Below are 17,181 nucleotides of genomic sequence, written 5' to 3' on the forward strand. Positions count from 1 at the left end.
GTTCACCACCACGGTGAACAGGGCACCCGCTTCTGTCGTCTCCGGGGTGGTCGCGTCACACGGCGACGGCCACCTCGTCGGCGCCGTCGAGGGCCTCGAAGTGGCTCGGACGGCCGTCCCGGTGGACCTCACGGCCGATCAGCTCCGCCGCGGTGCGGTGCATCAGCTCCCAGCCGCCGTCGGCACGCCGCAGCGGTACCGAGTGCCACGGCGTGGTCCACGCGTCGGCGGCCCCGAGAAGCCGGATGCCGAACTTGGCCTCGCCGCGGTTCTGCGGGTGGATGGAGAGACGCACCGTACGGGGGTGGTGCTCGGCGATCAGCTCGCCCCAGGCGCGGCTGCGCCGGATGACCTCGTAGGCGCGCCGCCGGGCATCGCGCTGCAGAGCGGAACGCGTCCCCTCCCAGTTCGCGGTGTCCTCGACCATGAAGCGGGTGATGCCGCGATACATCCGCAGCGTCGATTCGTCGACGTGGACCTCGGCCCGCAGATCCTCGATCGTCGGCGCGTAGCGGTCGGTGGTGGCCATGCGCTTCTCGTCGTACGACAGCGTCGTGCCGTAGACGTCGCGCAGGTCGAAGGTGGCCAGGTGCTCGCCCATCCCCTCGTCGCGGATCATGTCGCGCAGCGCGTCTCCGTAGGCGTCGATGTGCTCGTCGGGTACGCCGATGACGTCGCCGAAGATGTGCCCGTCGGAGCAGATCAGGACGCCGGCGCCCGGTGCGTACACCTTGCCGATCCGCGCGCACAGCGAGTCCAGGAAGCGCAGGGCGAGCAACTCTCCCTGGTCCGGCAGGTGGTTGAAGACCTTCGCGGAGTTGGGTGACTTGCACGGGAATCCCGGCAGGGTGAACAGGACGGGTTCACCCCGGCCGACGAACCCCGATATCTGCAGCAGCTGTTCGGGGAACGCGTCGGTGGTGTCGAGTTCGGCGTCGGACTCGACGGTGCGCCGGTGCGGAAGGAGCAGGGACAGGATTTCGTGGGTGATCTGGCGGGTCTCGGAGGATTCGGACTCAAGGACGGAGGAGGGCGATGAGGGTGAAGCAGACATGGTGTGCTCGCTTTCTTGGGCTCGCGTGCTCGACGACCTGAACGGCCGGGTGAACGGGAGATCCGTTCAATGCGCCACCGGGCAGCCGGTGACGGGCGGGTCCTGGGGCCCGTAGGCGACCGGGAGTTCGTTGACGCCGCGCGCCAGCACCGCGGAGATCCAGACCAGCGAGTCGTCGTCGACGGCGAACCGCAGCTGCGGAAGGCGGGTCAGCAACGCCCCGATGGCGATCTGGAGTTCGATACGGGCCAGTGAGGCGCCGGGGCAGAAGTGGATGCCGTGGCCGAAGGCCAGATGGGGGTTGGGGCTGCGGTCGAGGTCGAGGGTGTCGGCGTCGGGGAAGCGCTCCGGGTCGCGGTTGGCGGCGCTCAGCGAGACGATCACCGAGTCGCCCGCCGGGATGCCGGTGCCGTACAGATCCGAGTCCTCGGCGAAGAACCGCCAGGTGGTGAGCTCGAACGCGCTGTCGTAGCGCAGGAGCTCCTCCACCGCACGCGCCGGGAGCCCCGGGTCGTCCTGCGTCGACGGGTCGAACGCGTCGCGCAGCCGCCGGAGTTGCGCGGGATGGCGCAGCAGGGCGATGAGCGAGGTGGTGATCTGGTTGGTGACCGGTTCCTGTCCCGCGACCAGGAGCTGGAAGACGATCGAGTCGGTCTCCTCCTTGCTGATCGTGCCTTCCTCGCGTGCGGTGACCAGCGCGGTGAGCAGGTCGTCGCCGGGGTTGCGGAGCTTCTCCCGCGTCACCTCCGCGATGTAGGCCTGCAGACCGTGCAGCCGGCCCTCGTAGGCGGGGCGCCCGGGGTCGGTCGGCCCGACGGGCTGTACGACCTTTCCCCAGTCGCGGTCGAAGCGCCCTGCCAGCTCGGCCGGCAGGCCGATGACCTCGGCGAGCACCCGGAAGGGGAAGTGGGCGGCGAACGCGTCGACCACATCGACGACACCGCTCACCGGCGCGTCGGCGCCGGGGCGGCCGATCGCCGCGTCGAGCAGTTCCTGCGCGATCTCCTCGATCCGGCCGCGTATCCGCTCCATGGCACGCGGGGCGAAGGCCTCGGTGACGAGCCGCCGCATCACGGTGTGCTTCGGCGGGTCCTGGTGCAGCAGGTGTGCCTGGAGCTGCGAGTGCTGCGGCTCGGGCATGATCGCCGCACGCGAGCGCCAGGCGTCGTTGCCGAGGTCGTGGTTCTTGCCCAGACGATCGTCGTTGAGCGCCTGGTGGGCCGCCGCGTAGCCGGTGACCAGCCATGCGTTGACGCCGCTGGGGAAGTGCACCCGGTGTACCGGACCCTCGCCGCGCAGTTTCTCGTAGAGGGGATAGGGATCGGTCTTGTACTCGGGGCCGTACAGGGGCAATGGCTCGGGAAGAGACATGGGTGTGGTGGTTCCTTCCGGTGTGGTGATGTGCCGCTGGTGTGCGGCGGGCGGCCCGGTGCCGTGAACTTCGGGCACGAGGGCAGGGCGATGCGGCCGCGGGCGGACCGGTGTCCGGGCGCGGTCGTGACTGTGGGTGCGTGGGGGCGTGTGTGTGGGGGAGGGGTGGCCGCGGCGGCTTAAACGCCGGCGTGCCGCCTGATGTCGTCCAGGAGCTCGGCCTGGCGGAGGGCGCCGGTGTCCGGGGTGATCCCCGACCGCACCGCCGTCACCCAGGCGCGCAACGTGCCGGCCACCTGGTCCTCCGCGTCGAGCCGCACCTCCTGGGTGCCGGAGGCGTGCCGCAGGCGCACCACGGGCCGATGGTCGGCGGGCGGGGTGAACGCCTGGTCGAGGACGAGTCGGCCCTCGCTGCCCCAGAGTTCGTACGTCGACGCGTACGCCTGCTCCAAGCCGAACGACAGCTGGGCGAAGACCCCGGTCGACGAGCGCAGCAGTGCCGCGCCCGAGGTGTCGACCTCGTGTCCGGCGGCCCGCGTGAGGGCCGCGCCGCAGACGGTGAGCCCGTCACCCAGCAGATGCAGCGCGGCACGCACCGGGTACACGCCCACGTCCCACAGCGCCCCGCCCCCCAGGTCGGCCCGGTAGCGGATGTCGTCGGCGGGACGCGGCGGCACCGTGAACACCGCGCGTAGAAACCGAGGTTCACCGATGGCCCGTTCGGTGTGCACGAGGCCGCGTACCGCCGCGTGCTGACCGTGGTGGAGGAACATCACGTTCTCCATGAGCACCAGCCGACGGCCTCGTGCCTCCGCGAGCAGCCGCGCGGTCCGGCTCGCGCTCGTGGTCAGCGGCTTCTCCGCGAGGACGTGTTTGCCCGCGCGCAGCGCCGCGGCGATCCACTCCCCGTGCAGCGCGGCGGGCAGCGGGATGTACACGGCGTCGATGTCGTCGCGCGCCAGGAGCGTCGCGTACCCGTGCACGGGCCGGCAGCCGTACGTCGCCGCCAACTCCCGTGCCCGGCCCGCATTCCTGCTGGCGACGGCAGTCAACTCGGTCTCGGGCGAGGCCGCCAGAGCGGGCATCAGGCGCCGCCGGGCGACGGACGCGCAGCCAAGGACACCGACCCGTAGCGGAGCCGCCCCGGAGGGGGCGGCGGTCATGCGGCGGGCGCGATCGTGCGGAGGCAGGCGAGCAGTGTGCGGGCCTGCACGTTGAGATAGTGACCGTGCCGCACGAGCGACGCCAGCTGACCCGGCGTCACCCAGTGGAACCCGGCGGGAGGATGCGTCGGCGCCTGGGTCTCGTCGGCGAGCACGACGCGGTAGCGGCTCTCGGCGTTGAGGAACCGCCCGCCTTCCTCGGAGTGCACCGCCTCGTACAGCACGTCGGACGCGGTGGCGGTGACGACGGTGCCCAGGAACGCCGGGCGCTCCTCCTCGGGCAGGTGGGCCACGTTGCCGGGGATGCACTGCACCGTCGGCCCCAGCTCGACGTTGTCGAGGAAACCGCCCTCGACGCGGGCTCGCACCAGGACGTGCAGCACGTCGTCGAACCGGCGGGCCACGAACGCGATCTCCCCGGTGTCCACGGGCTCGAAAAGCGGCTGCGTCCAGCGCGCCACCTCCCGGTTGCCGGCCTCCACCGAGAGCGCGACCACCCGGAAGTACCGCTGCTCGGCATGGGATATCGCCCACTCCGAGCGCTCCCAGCCGGGTACGTCGCGCAGCGCGCCGCGCTCCGCGGTGACGACGTGGCGGCTGCGCTCCGAGCAGAACCAGGACATCACATCGGCGTCCGGGCGCAGCGCGGTGTTCTCGCCTTTCGCACAGCCCGGCATGCAGGCCAGCACGGTGCGCGAGTCCATGTTGACGACGTTGTCCCACCGCAGCAGTTCGTTGATCTGGCCCAGGGTGAGCCAGCAGAAGTCCTCGTGGTCGGGGACATCGCCGACGGCCTCGACGATCACGTTGCGGTTGCTCTTGCGGTAGAACCACGAGCCGTGCTCCGACTGCAGCACGTCGGTCAGCACCCGGCCCCGGTGCGGCTCGGTGAAGAACTCCAGGTACTTCACGTCCGAACCCTGGTGCACCTTGGTGTAGTTGCTGCGGGTGGCCTGCACGGTGGGGGAGAGCTGGAGCAGGTTCGGGTTGCCCGGCTCCATCTTGGCCTGCATGAGGAAGTGCAGAACCCCGTCGAACTCCTTGGCCAGGATGCCGAGGATCCCGACCTCGGGCTGCCGGATGATGGGCTGGTGCCATTCCTCGGTGCCCGCGTCGCCGGTCACCGTCACGTGCAGTCCCTCCACGCTGAAGAAGCGGGCGCTGCGGTGCACGAGGTTGCCGGTGCCGTCCTGGAACGTCCAGGCGTCGAGCGCGGAGAAGGGGATGCGCTCGGTCCGGAAGGCGTGCGCGGCGCGCCGCCCGCCGAGCCAGTGCGCGAACTCGCCGGTGGGGAGCATCGTTCCCGGTGACGCCGTCGACAGCGCGAGGCGGCCGGCGAGGGTGTGGTCGGTTCGCCGGACCAGACGAGGGCCGGAAACCTGTAGGGATTGCATGGGGAGGACTCCTGACGTCCCTGGCGGGTGGAGCGCGGCACGGAGCCGACGCCGGTCGCGTGGTCGCGGGTCAGCGGTGCGCCGCGGTGAACTCCCGTATCGACCGGACGACGTAGGCGAGCATCTCCTCGGTCAGAGCGGGATAGACCCCGATCCAGAACGTCTGCTCGGTGATGATGTCGCTGTTGGTGAGGTCCCCCGATACGCGGTGCGGAGCGCCGATGTAGGCGGGGTGGCGGGTGAGGTTGCCCGCGAAGAGACGCCTCGTCCCGATCTTGCGGCTCTCCAGGAAGTCGACGAGCGCGGCACGGCTGTACGGGGCGTCGGGCTCGACGGTGAGGGCGAAGCCGAACCAGCTCGGGTCGGATCCCTCGGTGGCCCGCGGCAGCACCAGATGGGGCACGCCGTCGAGGCCCTCGCGCAGCTGGCGCCAGTTGCGGCGCCGCGCGGCGCAGAACTCGTCGAGTCTGCCGAGCTGACTGAGGCCGAGGGCCGCCTGGAGGTCGGTGCCCTTCAGGTTGTAACCGACGTGCGAGAAAATGTACTTGTGGTCGTAACCGGCCGGCAGCGTCCCCATCTGGTAGTCGAACCGCTTGAGGCAGCGGTTGGTCTCCCCGGGCTCGCACCAGCAGTCACGGCCCCAGTCGCGCAGCGACTCGACGAGCCGCGCCAGGACGAGGTTCGACGTCAGTACGCAGCCGCCCTCGCCGGTCGTCAGGTGGTGGGCCGGGTAGAAGCTGACGGTGGACAGATCGCCGAAGGTTCCGGTGAGCTGCCCGTGGTGGCGTGAGCCGACCGCGTCGCAGTTGTCCTCGATCAGGAACAGGTCCCGCTCATCGGCGAGTTGAGCGAGCTCGGCGGCCTCGAAGGGGTTGCCGAGCGCGTGCGCGATGAGGATGGCGCGGGTCCTGGGGCCGATGGCCCGGCGCACCCGCTCCGCGGTCGTGTTGTACGTGCCGAGGTCCACGTCGACGAAGACGGGGACCAGGCCGTTCTGCAGGATCGGGTTCACGGTCGTCGGAAAGCCCGCGGCGACGGTGATCACCTCGTCGCCGGGCCGCAGCCGGCTCTCCTCGAGCTGCGGTGACATCAGGGCGGCCACCGAGAGCAGGTTCGCGGACGAGCCGGAGTTGACCAGGTGCGCCTTGCGCCGTCCCATCCAGCGGGCGAACGACGACTCGAACTTGCGGGAGCTGCGCCCTGCCGCGATCCGCAGGTCGAGCGCCGCCTCCACCAGCGCTTCCCGGTCCTCGGCGGCCAGCACGGCACCGGACGGCCAGATCTCGGTGACCCCGGGAACGAAGGGCTTCAGGTCCTGGGCCTCCTGGTGGTACTTGCGCACCGACTCCAGGATGAGGTCCTTGTGCTGCGCGTGCTGCCCCATGGGAGCGCCCTCTCGTAGCGTGCGGGACATGTCAGCGGCCTTCCGCGTCGCCGTACTTGGACGCCTTCCACCAAGCAGGGTTCTCCCGGTACCAGGCGACGGTGGCGGCCATGCCCTCCTCGAAGCCGATGCGCGGGGCGTACCCGAGTTCCTCGCGGATCTTGGTGTCGTCCAGCGCGTAGCGGGCGTCGTGCCCCTTGCGGTCCGTGACGTGCCGGACGGCGGAGCGGTCGGCGTCGCACAGGTCGAGCAGGAGGTCGGTCACGGCGAGGTTGGTGCGTTCGTCGCCGCCCCCCACGTTGTAGATCTCGCCCGCCCTGCCGCCCTGAAGCACCAGGTGGACGGCCCGGCAGTGGTCGTCGACGTGCAGCCACTCCCGCACGTTCAGGCCGTTCCCGTACACCGGCAGGGACAGGCCCTCCAGGAGGTTGGTGATGAAGAGGGGGACGAGCTTCTCCGGATGCTGGTGGGGGCCGAAGTTGTTGGAGCACCGGGTGATCGACAGGTCGAGGCCGTGGGTGTGCCAGTACGCGCGGGCGATCAGGTCCGACGCCGCCTTCGACGCCGCGTACGGGGAGTTGGGCTGCAAGGGCCTTTCCTCGGTCCAGGAGCCCTCGGCGATGGAGCCGTACACCTCGTCCGTCGACACGTGCACGACCCGCTCGACGTCGGTGGCGAGGCAGGCCTCGAGGAGGGTCTGGGTGCCGCCCACGTTGGTGCGGACGAAGGGGGCGCCGGACTCCACGGACCGGTCGACGTGCGACTCGGCGGCGAAGTGCACCACCGCGTCGTGCCCGGGGAGCACGTCCATCAGGGTGTCCCGGTCGCAGATGTCGCCGTGGACGAAGTCGAGGCGCGGGTCGTGCGGGGGGAGGTTCTCGCGGTTTCCCGCGTACGAGAGGGAGTCCAGGGCGGTCACCCGGGCGCCCTCCCAGCCGGCGTAGCCGTCGTTCAGGAGCGTACGGACGAAGTGCGAGCCGATGAATCCGGCCGCGCCGGTCACCAGGATCCTCATGCAGTCCTGCCTTCTTGAGTGGGGTCGCGAGGTTCGGCGCGGACGTCAGAGGGCCACCTCGACCCCCGAGTGGTCGCCGATGACGATCCGGTGGCGCGGGCTCTTGTGCGCGGCGGTCACCGACGCCGCACGCCCGATCAGCGAACCCTCGATGCCGTGCACACCGGTGAGGTGCGAACCGTCCAGGACGATGGAGTCGCGAAGACCGGTGTCGCGCAGTACGCAGCCGCCGCCCACCGAGGTACAGGGTCCGACGCTGCTGTCCTCGACCAGGGTTCCCGCGCCGATGACGGCGGGTCCCTCGATGCGCGAGCGCACCACACGGGCCCCGCTCTCCAGGACGACGGCGCCGATCAGTTCGCTGTCGGCCACCTGTGCGTCGCCGGTGTCGGGCCGCAGTCCTTCGAGCACCTTGCGGTGGCACTCCAGGACTTCCTCGACGTCACCGGTGTCCTTCCAGTACCCGTCGTACTCGATCGCCAGGACGGGGGTGCCGCGTCCGACGAGCTCCTGCACGGCGTCGGTGATCTCCAGCTCGCCGCGCGGGCTCGGCCCGATGGCGGCTATCGCGTCGTGGATGACGGAGGTGAAGAAGTAGACGCCGATGAGCGCGAGGTCGCTGCACGGCTCCTGCGGCTTCTCGACCAGTGTCAGGACCCTTCCGTCCACGTCGAGTTGGGCCACCCCGAAGGCGCGGGGGTCGGGCACCTTGTGGACCAGGATCTGCGCCGCGGGGCGGCGGGCGCGGAACCTGGCGGCGGCGTCGGCGATCCCGGAGGGGAGCATGTTGTCCCCGAGGTACATCACGAAGTCGTCGTCGCCGAGGAAGTCGCGTGCCGTGGTGACGGCGTGCGCGAGACCGCGCGGCGCGTCCTGGCGCAGATAGGTGATGCGGACGCCGAACCGGGAGCCGTCACCGATGGCCGTGGCGATCTGGTCGCCGCGGTCGCCGGTCACGATGCCGATCTCGGTCACGCCCAGGTCGCGGATGTTCTCCAGGACATAGGCGAGCACGGGCTTGTTGGCGATGGGGATGAGCTGCTTGGGCATGGAGTGGCTGAACGGCCTGAGGCGAGTCCCGGACCCGCCGGAAAGGACCAATGCCTTCATGAGAGATTCTCCCGGCTTTGGGTGATCTTGCGTAGGGCGGTGGCCACCTGTGCCGAGGGCATGCCGCATCGGCCTCGGTGCGGAGGTGGACGGAAAGCGCTGCGGAGAGTGTCGGCCGGGGGCGGGGCGGCGAAGGAGGCGCGTGCCCGTCCCGGGATGCTCATGCGGGATGGAGGCGAGGAATCTCGTCCACCGCTGGGCGCAGATCACCGACGATGATCGAGTATTCTTGGCGGCCCGCCGCCCGTCAAGGATGTTCAAACACATCCGGATCGGCCGCAACAGCCGTAGAACACCGGCCAGTTGAGCGTTCGACCTGCAATATGCGGGCCGGGCTCATCCCGTAGGGTGATCAACCATGATGGCCTCACGGGGGAGTGCCGTCCGGTTCGGTGTCCTGGGGACGCTCGAGGTGTGGGACGGGGAAGACAAGCTGCGGCTCGGCGGTCAGCGATCACACGGTGTGCTGGCCGCACTGCTGCTCGACGCCAATCGGATCGTTCCGATGTCCAGACTGGTGGACGCCGTGTGGGAGTGGGCTCCGCCCGCGACGGCCGAGCACCAGATCCGCAAGGTGGTGGCCGACCTGCGCGCCCGCATTCCGGGCGGGCAGCACCACCTGGTCACCGACGGGCCGGGGTACCGCATCGTCGTCGAAGACGATCAGCTCGACCTCACCCGCCTCGACAAGTACCTGGCACTGGCACGCCGCTGCCACGCCGTCGACGACATCGACGGCGAAGCCGCCGTGCTCGAGGCGGCCCTGAGCCTGCACCGGGGGCGAGTGCTCCCGGACTGCCGCACCTCGCTTCTCGAGGCGGCGGCGGCCGCGGTCGAGGAGCGGCTCCTGGGCGCCCGGGAGCGGCTGCTGGAGCTGCGCCTCGAACAGGGCCGCGCGCACGACGCGGTGGGCGAGCTGCGGAACCTGGTCGCCGAGCATCCGCTGCGGGAGTCGCTGAGCGCCCTGCTCATGGTGGCGCTGTACCGGGTGGGCCGGCAGGCCGACGCGCTGCGCGTCTACCGCGACCTGCGCACGCTCCTCGCCGAACAGCTCGGCATCGAGCCGGGCCCCGAGGCCGACCTGCGCCATCAGCAGATCCTGCGCAACGAACCGGACCTCTACGACCCGGCTCCCCAGACGCAGACCCCGCGGCGTTCGGTCTCCGAGGCGCCGCCCAAGGAGCAGCCGCGGTCCCTGCCGCACGACCTGTCCGACTTCACCGGCCGCCAGGCGGAGATGAGATGGCTGCTCTCCAACGTCCCGGACGGCGTCGACGAACCCACCAAGGTCATCACCATCGACGGGATGGGCGGCAGCGGCAAGAGCACCCTCGCCGTGCACGCCGGGCACCGCCTGGCGGGCCGGTTCCCGGACGGCCAGCTCTTCCTCGACCTGCACGGCTTCACCCCCGGCTTCGAACCCGTGGGACCGCGTACCGCCCTGGCCACCCTGCTCCGGGCGATCGGGGTGCCGGGGGAGCGGATCCCCGACGACCTCGCGGACCGGGAGGGTCTGTGGCGGGGCATGACCGCGGGACGGCGGCTGCTGCTCCTGTTCGACAACGCGGCGACCTCGCAACAGGTGCGCCCGCTGATGCCCGGCGGCCCCGGTTGCCTGGTCCTCGTCACCAGCCGGGCCCGCCTGGCCGGGCTCGACGGGGCGGTGCCGCTGCCGTTGCCGCTGCCGACACCGGCCGACGGGCTCGCGCTCCTGAGGGGGGTGCTCGGCCGCGAGCGGGTCCTTGCCGAACCGGAGCCCGCCGCGGAACTGGTCGCCCTGTGCGGGCAGCTTCCGCTGGCCCTGCGGATCGCCGCGTCCCGGCTGCGCAACCGCCCCCAGTGGACCATCGCCTCCATGGTCGGCAGGCTGCAGGGCGAAGTGCCCCGACTGGGCGAGCTGGTGGCCGAGCAGCGCAGCGTCCGCGTGGTCCTCGAGCTGTCGCGGGCCTCGATGCCCGCCCGCCACCAGCAGCTCTTCGGGCTCCTCGGAGTGCACCCGGGCACGGACTTCGACGGGCACACGGTGGCCGCGCTCGCCAGACTGCCCCTGGAATCCGCCGAGTTGCTGCTCGAGGACCTGCTGGATGCCCGGCTGCTCATCCAGCGCACCCCGGGCCGCTACGTCTTCCACGACCTCGTGCGCTCGCTGGCCCGGGACGCCGCGGAGGCGGACTCGGCGACGGCCCGTCGCGCACGGCACCGGCTGCTCGACTACTACCTGTGCGCCGCCGACGAGGCCGCCTCGGTGATCCAGCCGGACCGCGAGCGCCTTGCCGTCCCGCTTGCCCACCGCCCCGACGTGCTGCCGCCGCTGCCGGACCGGGAGGCAGCGCTGGCTTGGTTCCAGACGGAACGGGCCAACCTCCTGGCGGCGCTCGTCCACGCCGAGGAGGCCGGGTTCGACCAGCACGTGGCCAGGCTGCCCCAGGCACTCACCCCCTATCTGCGGGTACGCGGACACACCGAGGACGAACTGGGCGTGCTGCACAAGGCGGTGGCCGCCGCCCGCCGCATGGGTGACGCGGAGCTCGAGGGGCAGGCCCTGACGAACTTGGCCACCCCGTACTGGTACTTGGGGCGCGTCAAGGAAGGTCTTGCGTGCGCGCAGGAGGCGCTGGCCATCGCCGAGCGTCTGGGGGACAGCCTGGGCATCGCGTTCTGCCTCAGCAGGATCAGCATGTTCTACAACACGATGGGTCAGTACGAGAACGCCATCCTGTTCCTGCACCGGTCCCTGGTGATCTTCAGCCGGGCGGGCGCGCGGCGGGAGGAAGGGGCGGCCCTGGCCTCACTCGGTGAGGCCCAGTTCGCCCTCGGCCGGCACGCGGAGGCGCTGCAGACCAACCGGATGATGATCCTCAACAGCAGGCGGATCGGCGATCCGTACGGCGAGATCGTCGGCCTGGCCGGCGAGGCGGCCTCGCATGCGGAGGGCGGCGGGTACGAGATCGCCCTCGACCGCCTCGCCGAGGCGTCCGTCCTTGCCCGGCGCCATGCGACGCCGTACGGCCAGGCATCGGTCCTGGCCCGGTACGCGGACGTCTACCGCCGTCAGCGCAGGCACGCGGAGGCGCTGATGGCCGGGCATGCCGCACTTGAACTCCTGCGCAGTCTCAGCCGCCCGGCCGTCACGGCCTTCGTGCACAACGTCATCGGCGCGGTGCACCGCGACCGCGGCGAGTACACCCTGGGGCAGGTGCACCACCAGCAGGCCCGGCAGATCGCCCAACGGATCGGTATGCGCCGAGAGTTGCTGATCGCTCTGGAAGGCGCAGCCGACGCCCGGGAGGCCTCCGGTGGCCCCGATCCCGAGGCGGACGGGGCCGATGGCGGGCCGGGCGGAGTGCCGGGTGCCGACAATTGCTCGAGCCGCGCAAGCTGAATCGGCTCTCCCCGTTTCTCCGTTCAACCGCGTATGCGCCGCAGTCGAACGCACGGCTCGTCGGAGATATCGCTCTCCATGGTCGAACGCACCGGCGGAAGAACGTGTCGGGTTAGGGTCGAGACGTCGGTGGAAATGAGGCCGGAGCGGCGGACGACGACCCTGGCCGGGTTCCATCGGCATTTCACGGCCGGGCAGGTCGGAGTTCTTCAGACGTCCACACGTCCGCTTCGGTGATTTCTTCCGGACACTCCTTTATCGGTCCGATCAGGCCCCGGATCAAAAAGCTCCGCCCGAGAATCCGGCGGACATCGGACAGAAGCTTGGTGACCCACGTTGTCTTCTTTGACGAATTCACGCATGCCCGCTCGCAGGGCGGTGGTGGTCGGCGCGGGACCGGTCGGTTGTCTTGCCGCTCAGGTTCTCGCGGCGCGCGGCTACACGGTCGAGGTGTACGAGAAGCGTCCGCACTACATGGAGAGCGGGCTGCGCTACGACGGCCGCACGATCAACCTCTCCCTGTCGCCGAGGGGCGTCGAAGCGCTGGACGGCAAGTGCTCCCGCGCCGAACTCGCCGAGCTCGTGGTGCCGATGGACAGCCGCGCGCGGCACGGCCTCGACGGCCGGGTCAGCGTCGCGGGTTACGGGCGTGACGACTGGCAGACCCTGTCGATCGACCGCAACGACCTGAATCTGCTGCTGATGAAGAGCGCGAAAGCGGTCGGCTCCGCGGTGCGGTTCACGTTCGACACGCAGTGCACGGGCGTCGACTTCGACGCCCGGCGGGTGTCTCTCGTCGACGGGCGGGGCCAGGTGCGCGACGTCGAGTACGACCTGCTGGTCGGCGCCGACGGGACCCACTCCGCGGTCCGCGAGCGGCTCGTGGAGCAGGGGCTCACCGACAGCCGGCAGCAGCAGATCAGGGCCGAGTACCGGGAGGTCACGATCCTCGCCGAGGCCGAGGCCGAGGCCGGGAATGGGGACGGGGACGGGACCGGCGGCATGGACCGGCGGCCCTCGTCGGCCATCCACATCTGGCCCCGTGACGGCTACTTCATGGTGGGACTGCCCAACCGCGACTGCTCGCTGCGCTGCACCCTCGTACTGCCGCGGGACGGCGCCCTGACCTTCGCGGGCCTCGGCACGGACGAGGCCGTCCTCGATCTCCTGCGGCGCGACTTTCCCGACGAGGCCGACCGGATCCGCCTCGCCGAGCCGGATCCTTCGAGGGCGCCGGTGAATTCGATCTCCGTCGTGACCTGCTCCCCGGTGGTCCACGACGATTCGGTCCTGCTGCTCGGCGACGCGGCGCACACCGTGGCGCCGTTCCTGGGACAGGGCGTCAACCTCGGCCTCGAGGACTGCGGCGCCCTGGAGCGCCTCCTGGAGAAATGGCCGGACGACCAGGGGACGGTCCTCGCCGAGTTCCAGCGCGAACGCGTACCGGAACACGAGGCCGCGTCGGCCCTCTCGCTGGCCAACTACGCCGAGCTGAGCGGAACGGCGCCCGCGCCCGCCGCCTCCGACGTCCCCCCGCTGCCCGCCCTGGTCAACTTCGTCAGCTCCACGTACCAGGAGGCACTCGACATCTACTCAGGCGACCGCCGCGCACCCGGGGCGACCGCGCGGCAGCCGATCGGAGGGTGAACCACGACGTGAGCACGACTCAACGCTTCGCGAAGGTGTTCCACTGGCGGGACGACGAGACCGAGGCCCAGGGATGGCTCGTCATCCACAGCCTTGAGGGCGGGGTCTGCGGTGGCGGCCTCTTCATGCACCCGAACGTCACGCTGTCGGAAGTGGCCGATCTCGCGGCCACCATGTCCCTGAAGAACACCTTGCAGCGCCCGCGGTTCGGTGGCGGCAAGGGGGGAATCCGGTTCGACCCCACGTCGCCCGAGGCCGAGGGTGTACTGCGCCGGTTCATGATCGCGCACCGCGACGTGATCGCGGAGGAGTGGAGCACCGGGGCCGACCTCTACACCAGCAGGGAAGCCATCGAGCGCATCGCGCGTGAGGACCTCGCCCTGCCGACGGCGTTCGTCGCGATGGCCGACACCCTGGCCCGGTACGCCAAGATCCCCTCGCAGGCACAGGCCGTGCCGCGGCGCCTCGCGCTGCCCTGGAACGAGCACGCCACCGTCGACGAGGCCGCCACGGGACACTCCGTCGCCGAGGCGATCCGGCTCGCGGCCGGCGGCACGCCGCGCGTCGCGATCCAGGGGTTCGGCAGCGTCGGATCGAACGCGGCGCACTCGCTCACCTCGCGCGGCATCGGCCTCGTCACGGGCATCTGCGAGAGGGACGGCTTCCTGAACGACCCCGACGGCATCGACGTCGAGGAGATCCTCCGCCGCCGGGCGGCCCAGGGCGGCGACAGCGCCTTCGGAGACCTCGTACGGGAGAACCCGCTCAGAGGTTGGAAATGGGTTCCGCGCGGCGACGGTCAGCCGGACGAGGAATTGTTCAGCGAGTTCGTCGGCGTCACCGCACCCGAAGTCCTCACGCCCTGCGCGACCCGGTACGCCGTCACCGATTCGGTGATGCAGGAGTTCGTGAAGAGCTCCGGACAAGTGGTGGTCTGCGGAGCCAACAATGCCTTTGCCACGGACGAAGTCCGTTCGTACTGGACCCGGCAGGGCATCACCATCATTCCGGAATGGGTGTCCAATTCGGGTGCCGCGATTCTGTTCGGTGAACTGATGAAGACAGAACGAACCGACCGGGAGACGATGCAGTCGATATTCGCGTCGATCACCGAGCGGATCGAAGAATTTCTTATCACCCATGGCCTGCACGTGAACAACCGGAAGAGGACACAGGCGAATGCGCAAGAACAAGACGCTTGAGCTGATCCGGCAGGGCAGCCCTGCTGTCGGCACCTGGCTCCAGCTGCAGAGCGTGCAGTCGACCAGACTCCTGGTCGCGCAGGGCTCGTTCCGCTGGATGCTCGTGGACTTCGAGCACACGCCCATCGACCACACGACGGCCAGCCACATCTTCGGCGTCATCTCCGACCTGAGCGGCGGCGAGATCACCCCGATCGCACGGGTCGCCGCGGGCACCGTCGACCACATCAAGCACGCGCTCGACGCGGGCGCCCAGGGTGTGATCGTGCCGATGGTGAACTCCGCGAAGGAGGCGGCGGACGCGGTGCGCTTCGCCCGGTTCCCGCCCAAGGGCGAGCGCGGTGGCGGCGGCATGGTGCCGCACGTCGGCTTCGCCACGAGCGGCCCGGGATACATCGCAGAGGCCAACGACGAGATTCTCGTCGGGGTCCAGATCGAGACCACCGAGGGCCTGGCGAACATCAAGGAGATCCTCGCCGTCGACGGCATCGACCTGGTCTTCATCGGCCCCAACGACCTCCATCTGTCCCTCGGTCTCCCGGCGAAGTTCTGGAGCGACGAGCCGGCGTTCCAGGACGCCGTGCGCACGGTGAAGGACGCCTGCCGCGAGGCCGGTGTGCCGGTGGGGACCCTCTGCCGGGACGCCGCCAATGTGCGCGCCCGCATCGACGACGGATTCAGCTTCCTCGGTCTCGCCAGCGATCTGCATTTCATGCTGACCCGCGCGGGCGAGGAGTACGGCGCACTCCATGACATCAGTGAGCCGGCGAGCACCTGGTGCAACATGGTGAATCTCGACCGTCTGCCTGATTCGCTGCGCGGCGTGCCGCGTGACTGAAACCCGACCGGAAAACAACAGGAAGGCGACGAGCATGGTCAACAGGGTTGTAGTAGTGGGCGGCGGCACGTCCGGCTGGATGAGCGCCAGTTATCTCAAGGCCGCGTTCGGCGACCGAATATCGGTGACCGTCGTGGAATCCGACCGGGTGCCCACGATCGGCGTCGGCGAGGCCACGTTCAGCACCGTCCGTCATTTCTTCGAGTATCTGGGACTCAAGGAAACCGACTGGATGCCGGCGTGCAACGCCACGTACAAACTGGGTATTCGCTTCGAGAACTGGGCGGAGCAGGGCAAGCACTTCTACCACCCCTTCGAGCGGCTCCGCGTCGTGGACGGCTTCCCGCTGACGGACTGGTGGCTGAAGCAGCGTCCTTCGGACCGGTTCGACGTCGACAACTTCGTGATGGCGCAGATGGGCGACAACCTGCGCTCGCCGCGCCTCCTGGACGGCACGCTCTTCGAGCAGAGCAACGGCGACCTGGGACCCGGCGGTTCCGTGTTCAAGTCCACCCTGTCCGAACAGGACACGCAGTTCCCGTACGCCTACCAGTTCGACGCGGCGCTGCTCGCCAAGTACCTGACCGAGTACGGCGTGAGCCGCGGCGTCCGCCACGTGACCGACGACGTGGTCGAGACCAAGCTCGACGACCGCGGCTGGATCAGCGCCGTGGCCACGAAGGACCACGGTGACCTGGAGGCCGACCTCTTCATCGACTGCACCGGCTTCAAGGGGCTGCTCCTGAACGAGAAGCTGGGCGAGCCCTTCGTCTCCTTCCAGGACACGCTGCCCAACGACCGCGCCGTCGCGCTGCGGGTCCCGCAGGACACCTCCAAGACGGGCATCCGCCCCTTCACCACGGCCACCGCCCAGGAGGCCGGCTGGATCTGGACGATCCCGCTCTTCGACCGCATCGGGACCGGCTACGTGTACTCGAGCGACTACTGCGAGCCCGAGGAGGCCGAGCGCACGCTGCGTGAGTTCGTCGGCCCGGACGCGGTGGACCTCGAGGCGAACCACATCCGCATGCGGATCGGCCGCAGCCGCAACTCCTGGACGAAGAACTGCGTGGCCATCGGCCTGTCGAGCGGCTTCGTCGAGCCGCTGGAGTCGACCGGCATCTTCTTCATCCAGCACGGCATCGAGCAGCTGGTCAAGCACTTCCCGCAGGAGGACTGGGCGTCCCAGCTCCGCGAGTCCTACAACAGCGCGGTCAACCACTGCATCGACGGCGTGCGGGAGTTCCTGGTGCTCCACTACCGTGCCGCGGCGCGGAACGACACCAAGTACTGGCAGGACGCCAAGAAGCGCGAGGTGCCACAAGCGCTGGCCGCGCGTCTGGAGCAGTGGAAGACCAAGACGCCCGACGCCGAGACCATCTACCCCCACTACCACGGCTTCGAGGCGTACTCCTACGTGTCGATGCTCCTCGGCCTGAAGGGGATCCCGATGCGCGCACCCGGCGCGCTGGACCTGATGGACGGGACGGCCGCCGCCGAGGAGTTCGAGCGGGTGCGCGCCACGTCGCGCGAGCTGGTCCAGAACCTGCCGAGCCAGTACGAGTACCTCGCCCAGGCGCACTGACGCGCGGAACCGGCCTGCGGCCCCGCGGCACCGGTC

12 protein-coding genes are annotated in these 17,181 nt (G+C 70.0%); 5 read left to right on the plus strand and 7 right to left on the minus strand.

Annotation, left to right across the window (positions count from 1 at the left end):
- Positions 1 to 55: 55 nt before the first annotated feature.
- The 7 genes from ACFUPX_RS42045 to ACFUPX_RS42075 all read right to left on the minus strand — a co-directional run bounded on the left by ACFUPX_RS42045 (position 56) and on the right by ACFUPX_RS42075 (position 8,491).
- On the minus strand, positions 56 to 1,054 hold the full coding sequence (locus ACFUPX_RS42045; protein WP_383334651.1) for an L-tyrosine/L-tryptophan isonitrile synthase family protein: 999 nt from the start codon (positions 1,052 to 1,054) through the stop codon (positions 56 to 58).
- A 66-nt stretch (positions 1,055 to 1,120) separates the two neighbouring features.
- Positions 1,121 to 2,425, minus strand: a complete 1,305-nt coding sequence (locus ACFUPX_RS42050) for a cytochrome P450 (RefSeq protein ID WP_383334653.1) — start codon at positions 2,423 to 2,425, stop codon at positions 1,121 to 1,123.
- A gap of 179 nt (positions 2,426 to 2,604) precedes the next feature.
- The gene (locus ACFUPX_RS42055; protein WP_383334655.1) at positions 2,605 to 3,588 is read right to left on the minus strand and encodes a Gfo/Idh/MocA family protein; all 984 of its coding nucleotides are present in this window, start codon (positions 3,586 to 3,588) and stop codon (positions 2,605 to 2,607) included.
- On the minus strand, positions 3,585 to 4,982 hold the full coding sequence (locus ACFUPX_RS42060) for an NDP-hexose 2,3-dehydratase family protein (RefSeq protein WP_383334657.1): 1,398 nt from the start codon (positions 4,980 to 4,982) through the stop codon (positions 3,585 to 3,587). Before ACFUPX_RS42060 ends, ACFUPX_RS42055 begins: the two co-directional genes overlap by 4 nt.
- 70 nt (positions 4,983 to 5,052) lie before the next feature.
- Positions 5,053 to 6,366, minus strand: a complete 1,314-nt coding sequence (gene rfbH, locus ACFUPX_RS42065) for a lipopolysaccharide biosynthesis protein RfbH (RefSeq protein ID WP_383334659.1) — start codon at positions 6,364 to 6,366, stop codon at positions 5,053 to 5,055.
- Positions 6,367 to 6,397: 31 nt separating this feature from the next.
- Positions 6,398 to 7,381, minus strand: a complete 984-nt coding sequence (rfbB, locus tag ACFUPX_RS42070; protein WP_383334661.1) for a dTDP-glucose 4,6-dehydratase — start codon at positions 7,379 to 7,381, stop codon at positions 6,398 to 6,400.
- A 45-nt stretch (positions 7,382 to 7,426) separates the two neighbouring features.
- On the minus strand, positions 7,427 to 8,491 hold the full coding sequence (locus ACFUPX_RS42075; RefSeq protein WP_383334663.1) for a glucose-1-phosphate thymidylyltransferase: 1,065 nt from the start codon (positions 8,489 to 8,491) through the stop codon (positions 7,427 to 7,429).
- 358 nt (positions 8,492 to 8,849) lie between these two features.
- On the opposite strand from ACFUPX_RS42075, the gene ACFUPX_RS42080 reads away from it, so the two are divergent.
- From ACFUPX_RS42080 to ACFUPX_RS42100, 5 genes are all read left to right on the plus strand, one after another.
- The gene (locus ACFUPX_RS42080; protein ID WP_383334665.1) at positions 8,850 to 11,873 is read left to right on the plus strand and encodes a BTAD domain-containing putative transcriptional regulator; all 3,024 of its coding nucleotides are present in this window, start codon (positions 8,850 to 8,852) and stop codon (positions 11,871 to 11,873) included.
- A gap of 360 nt (positions 11,874 to 12,233) precedes the next feature.
- Positions 12,234 to 13,520 (plus strand): FAD-dependent oxidoreductase, encoded by a 1,287-nt coding sequence (locus ACFUPX_RS42085; protein ID WP_383334667.1) that lies wholly within the window; start codon positions 12,234 to 12,236, stop codon positions 13,518 to 13,520.
- Positions 13,521 to 13,528: 8 nt separating this feature from the next.
- Positions 13,529 to 14,722 (plus strand): Glu/Leu/Phe/Val dehydrogenase dimerization domain-containing protein, encoded by a 1,194-nt coding sequence (locus ACFUPX_RS42090; protein ID WP_383334669.1) that lies wholly within the window; start codon positions 13,529 to 13,531, stop codon positions 14,720 to 14,722.
- Positions 14,700 to 15,560, plus strand: coding sequence for an HpcH/HpaI aldolase/citrate lyase family protein (locus ACFUPX_RS42095; RefSeq protein ID WP_383334671.1), 861 nt, complete (start codon positions 14,700 to 14,702; stop codon positions 15,558 to 15,560). Before ACFUPX_RS42090 ends, ACFUPX_RS42095 begins: the two co-directional genes overlap by 23 nt.
- A 34-nt stretch (positions 15,561 to 15,594) precedes the next feature.
- Positions 15,595 to 17,145, plus strand: coding sequence for a tryptophan halogenase family protein (locus tag ACFUPX_RS42100; protein ID WP_383334673.1), 1,551 nt, complete (start codon positions 15,595 to 15,597; stop codon positions 17,143 to 17,145).
- Positions 17,146 to 17,181: the final 36 nt, after the last annotated feature.

It is taken from the genome of Streptomyces sp. NPDC057302 (assembly GCF_042667685.1).
Taxonomy (GTDB): domain Bacteria; phylum Actinomycetota; class Actinomycetes; order Streptomycetales; family Streptomycetaceae; genus Streptomyces.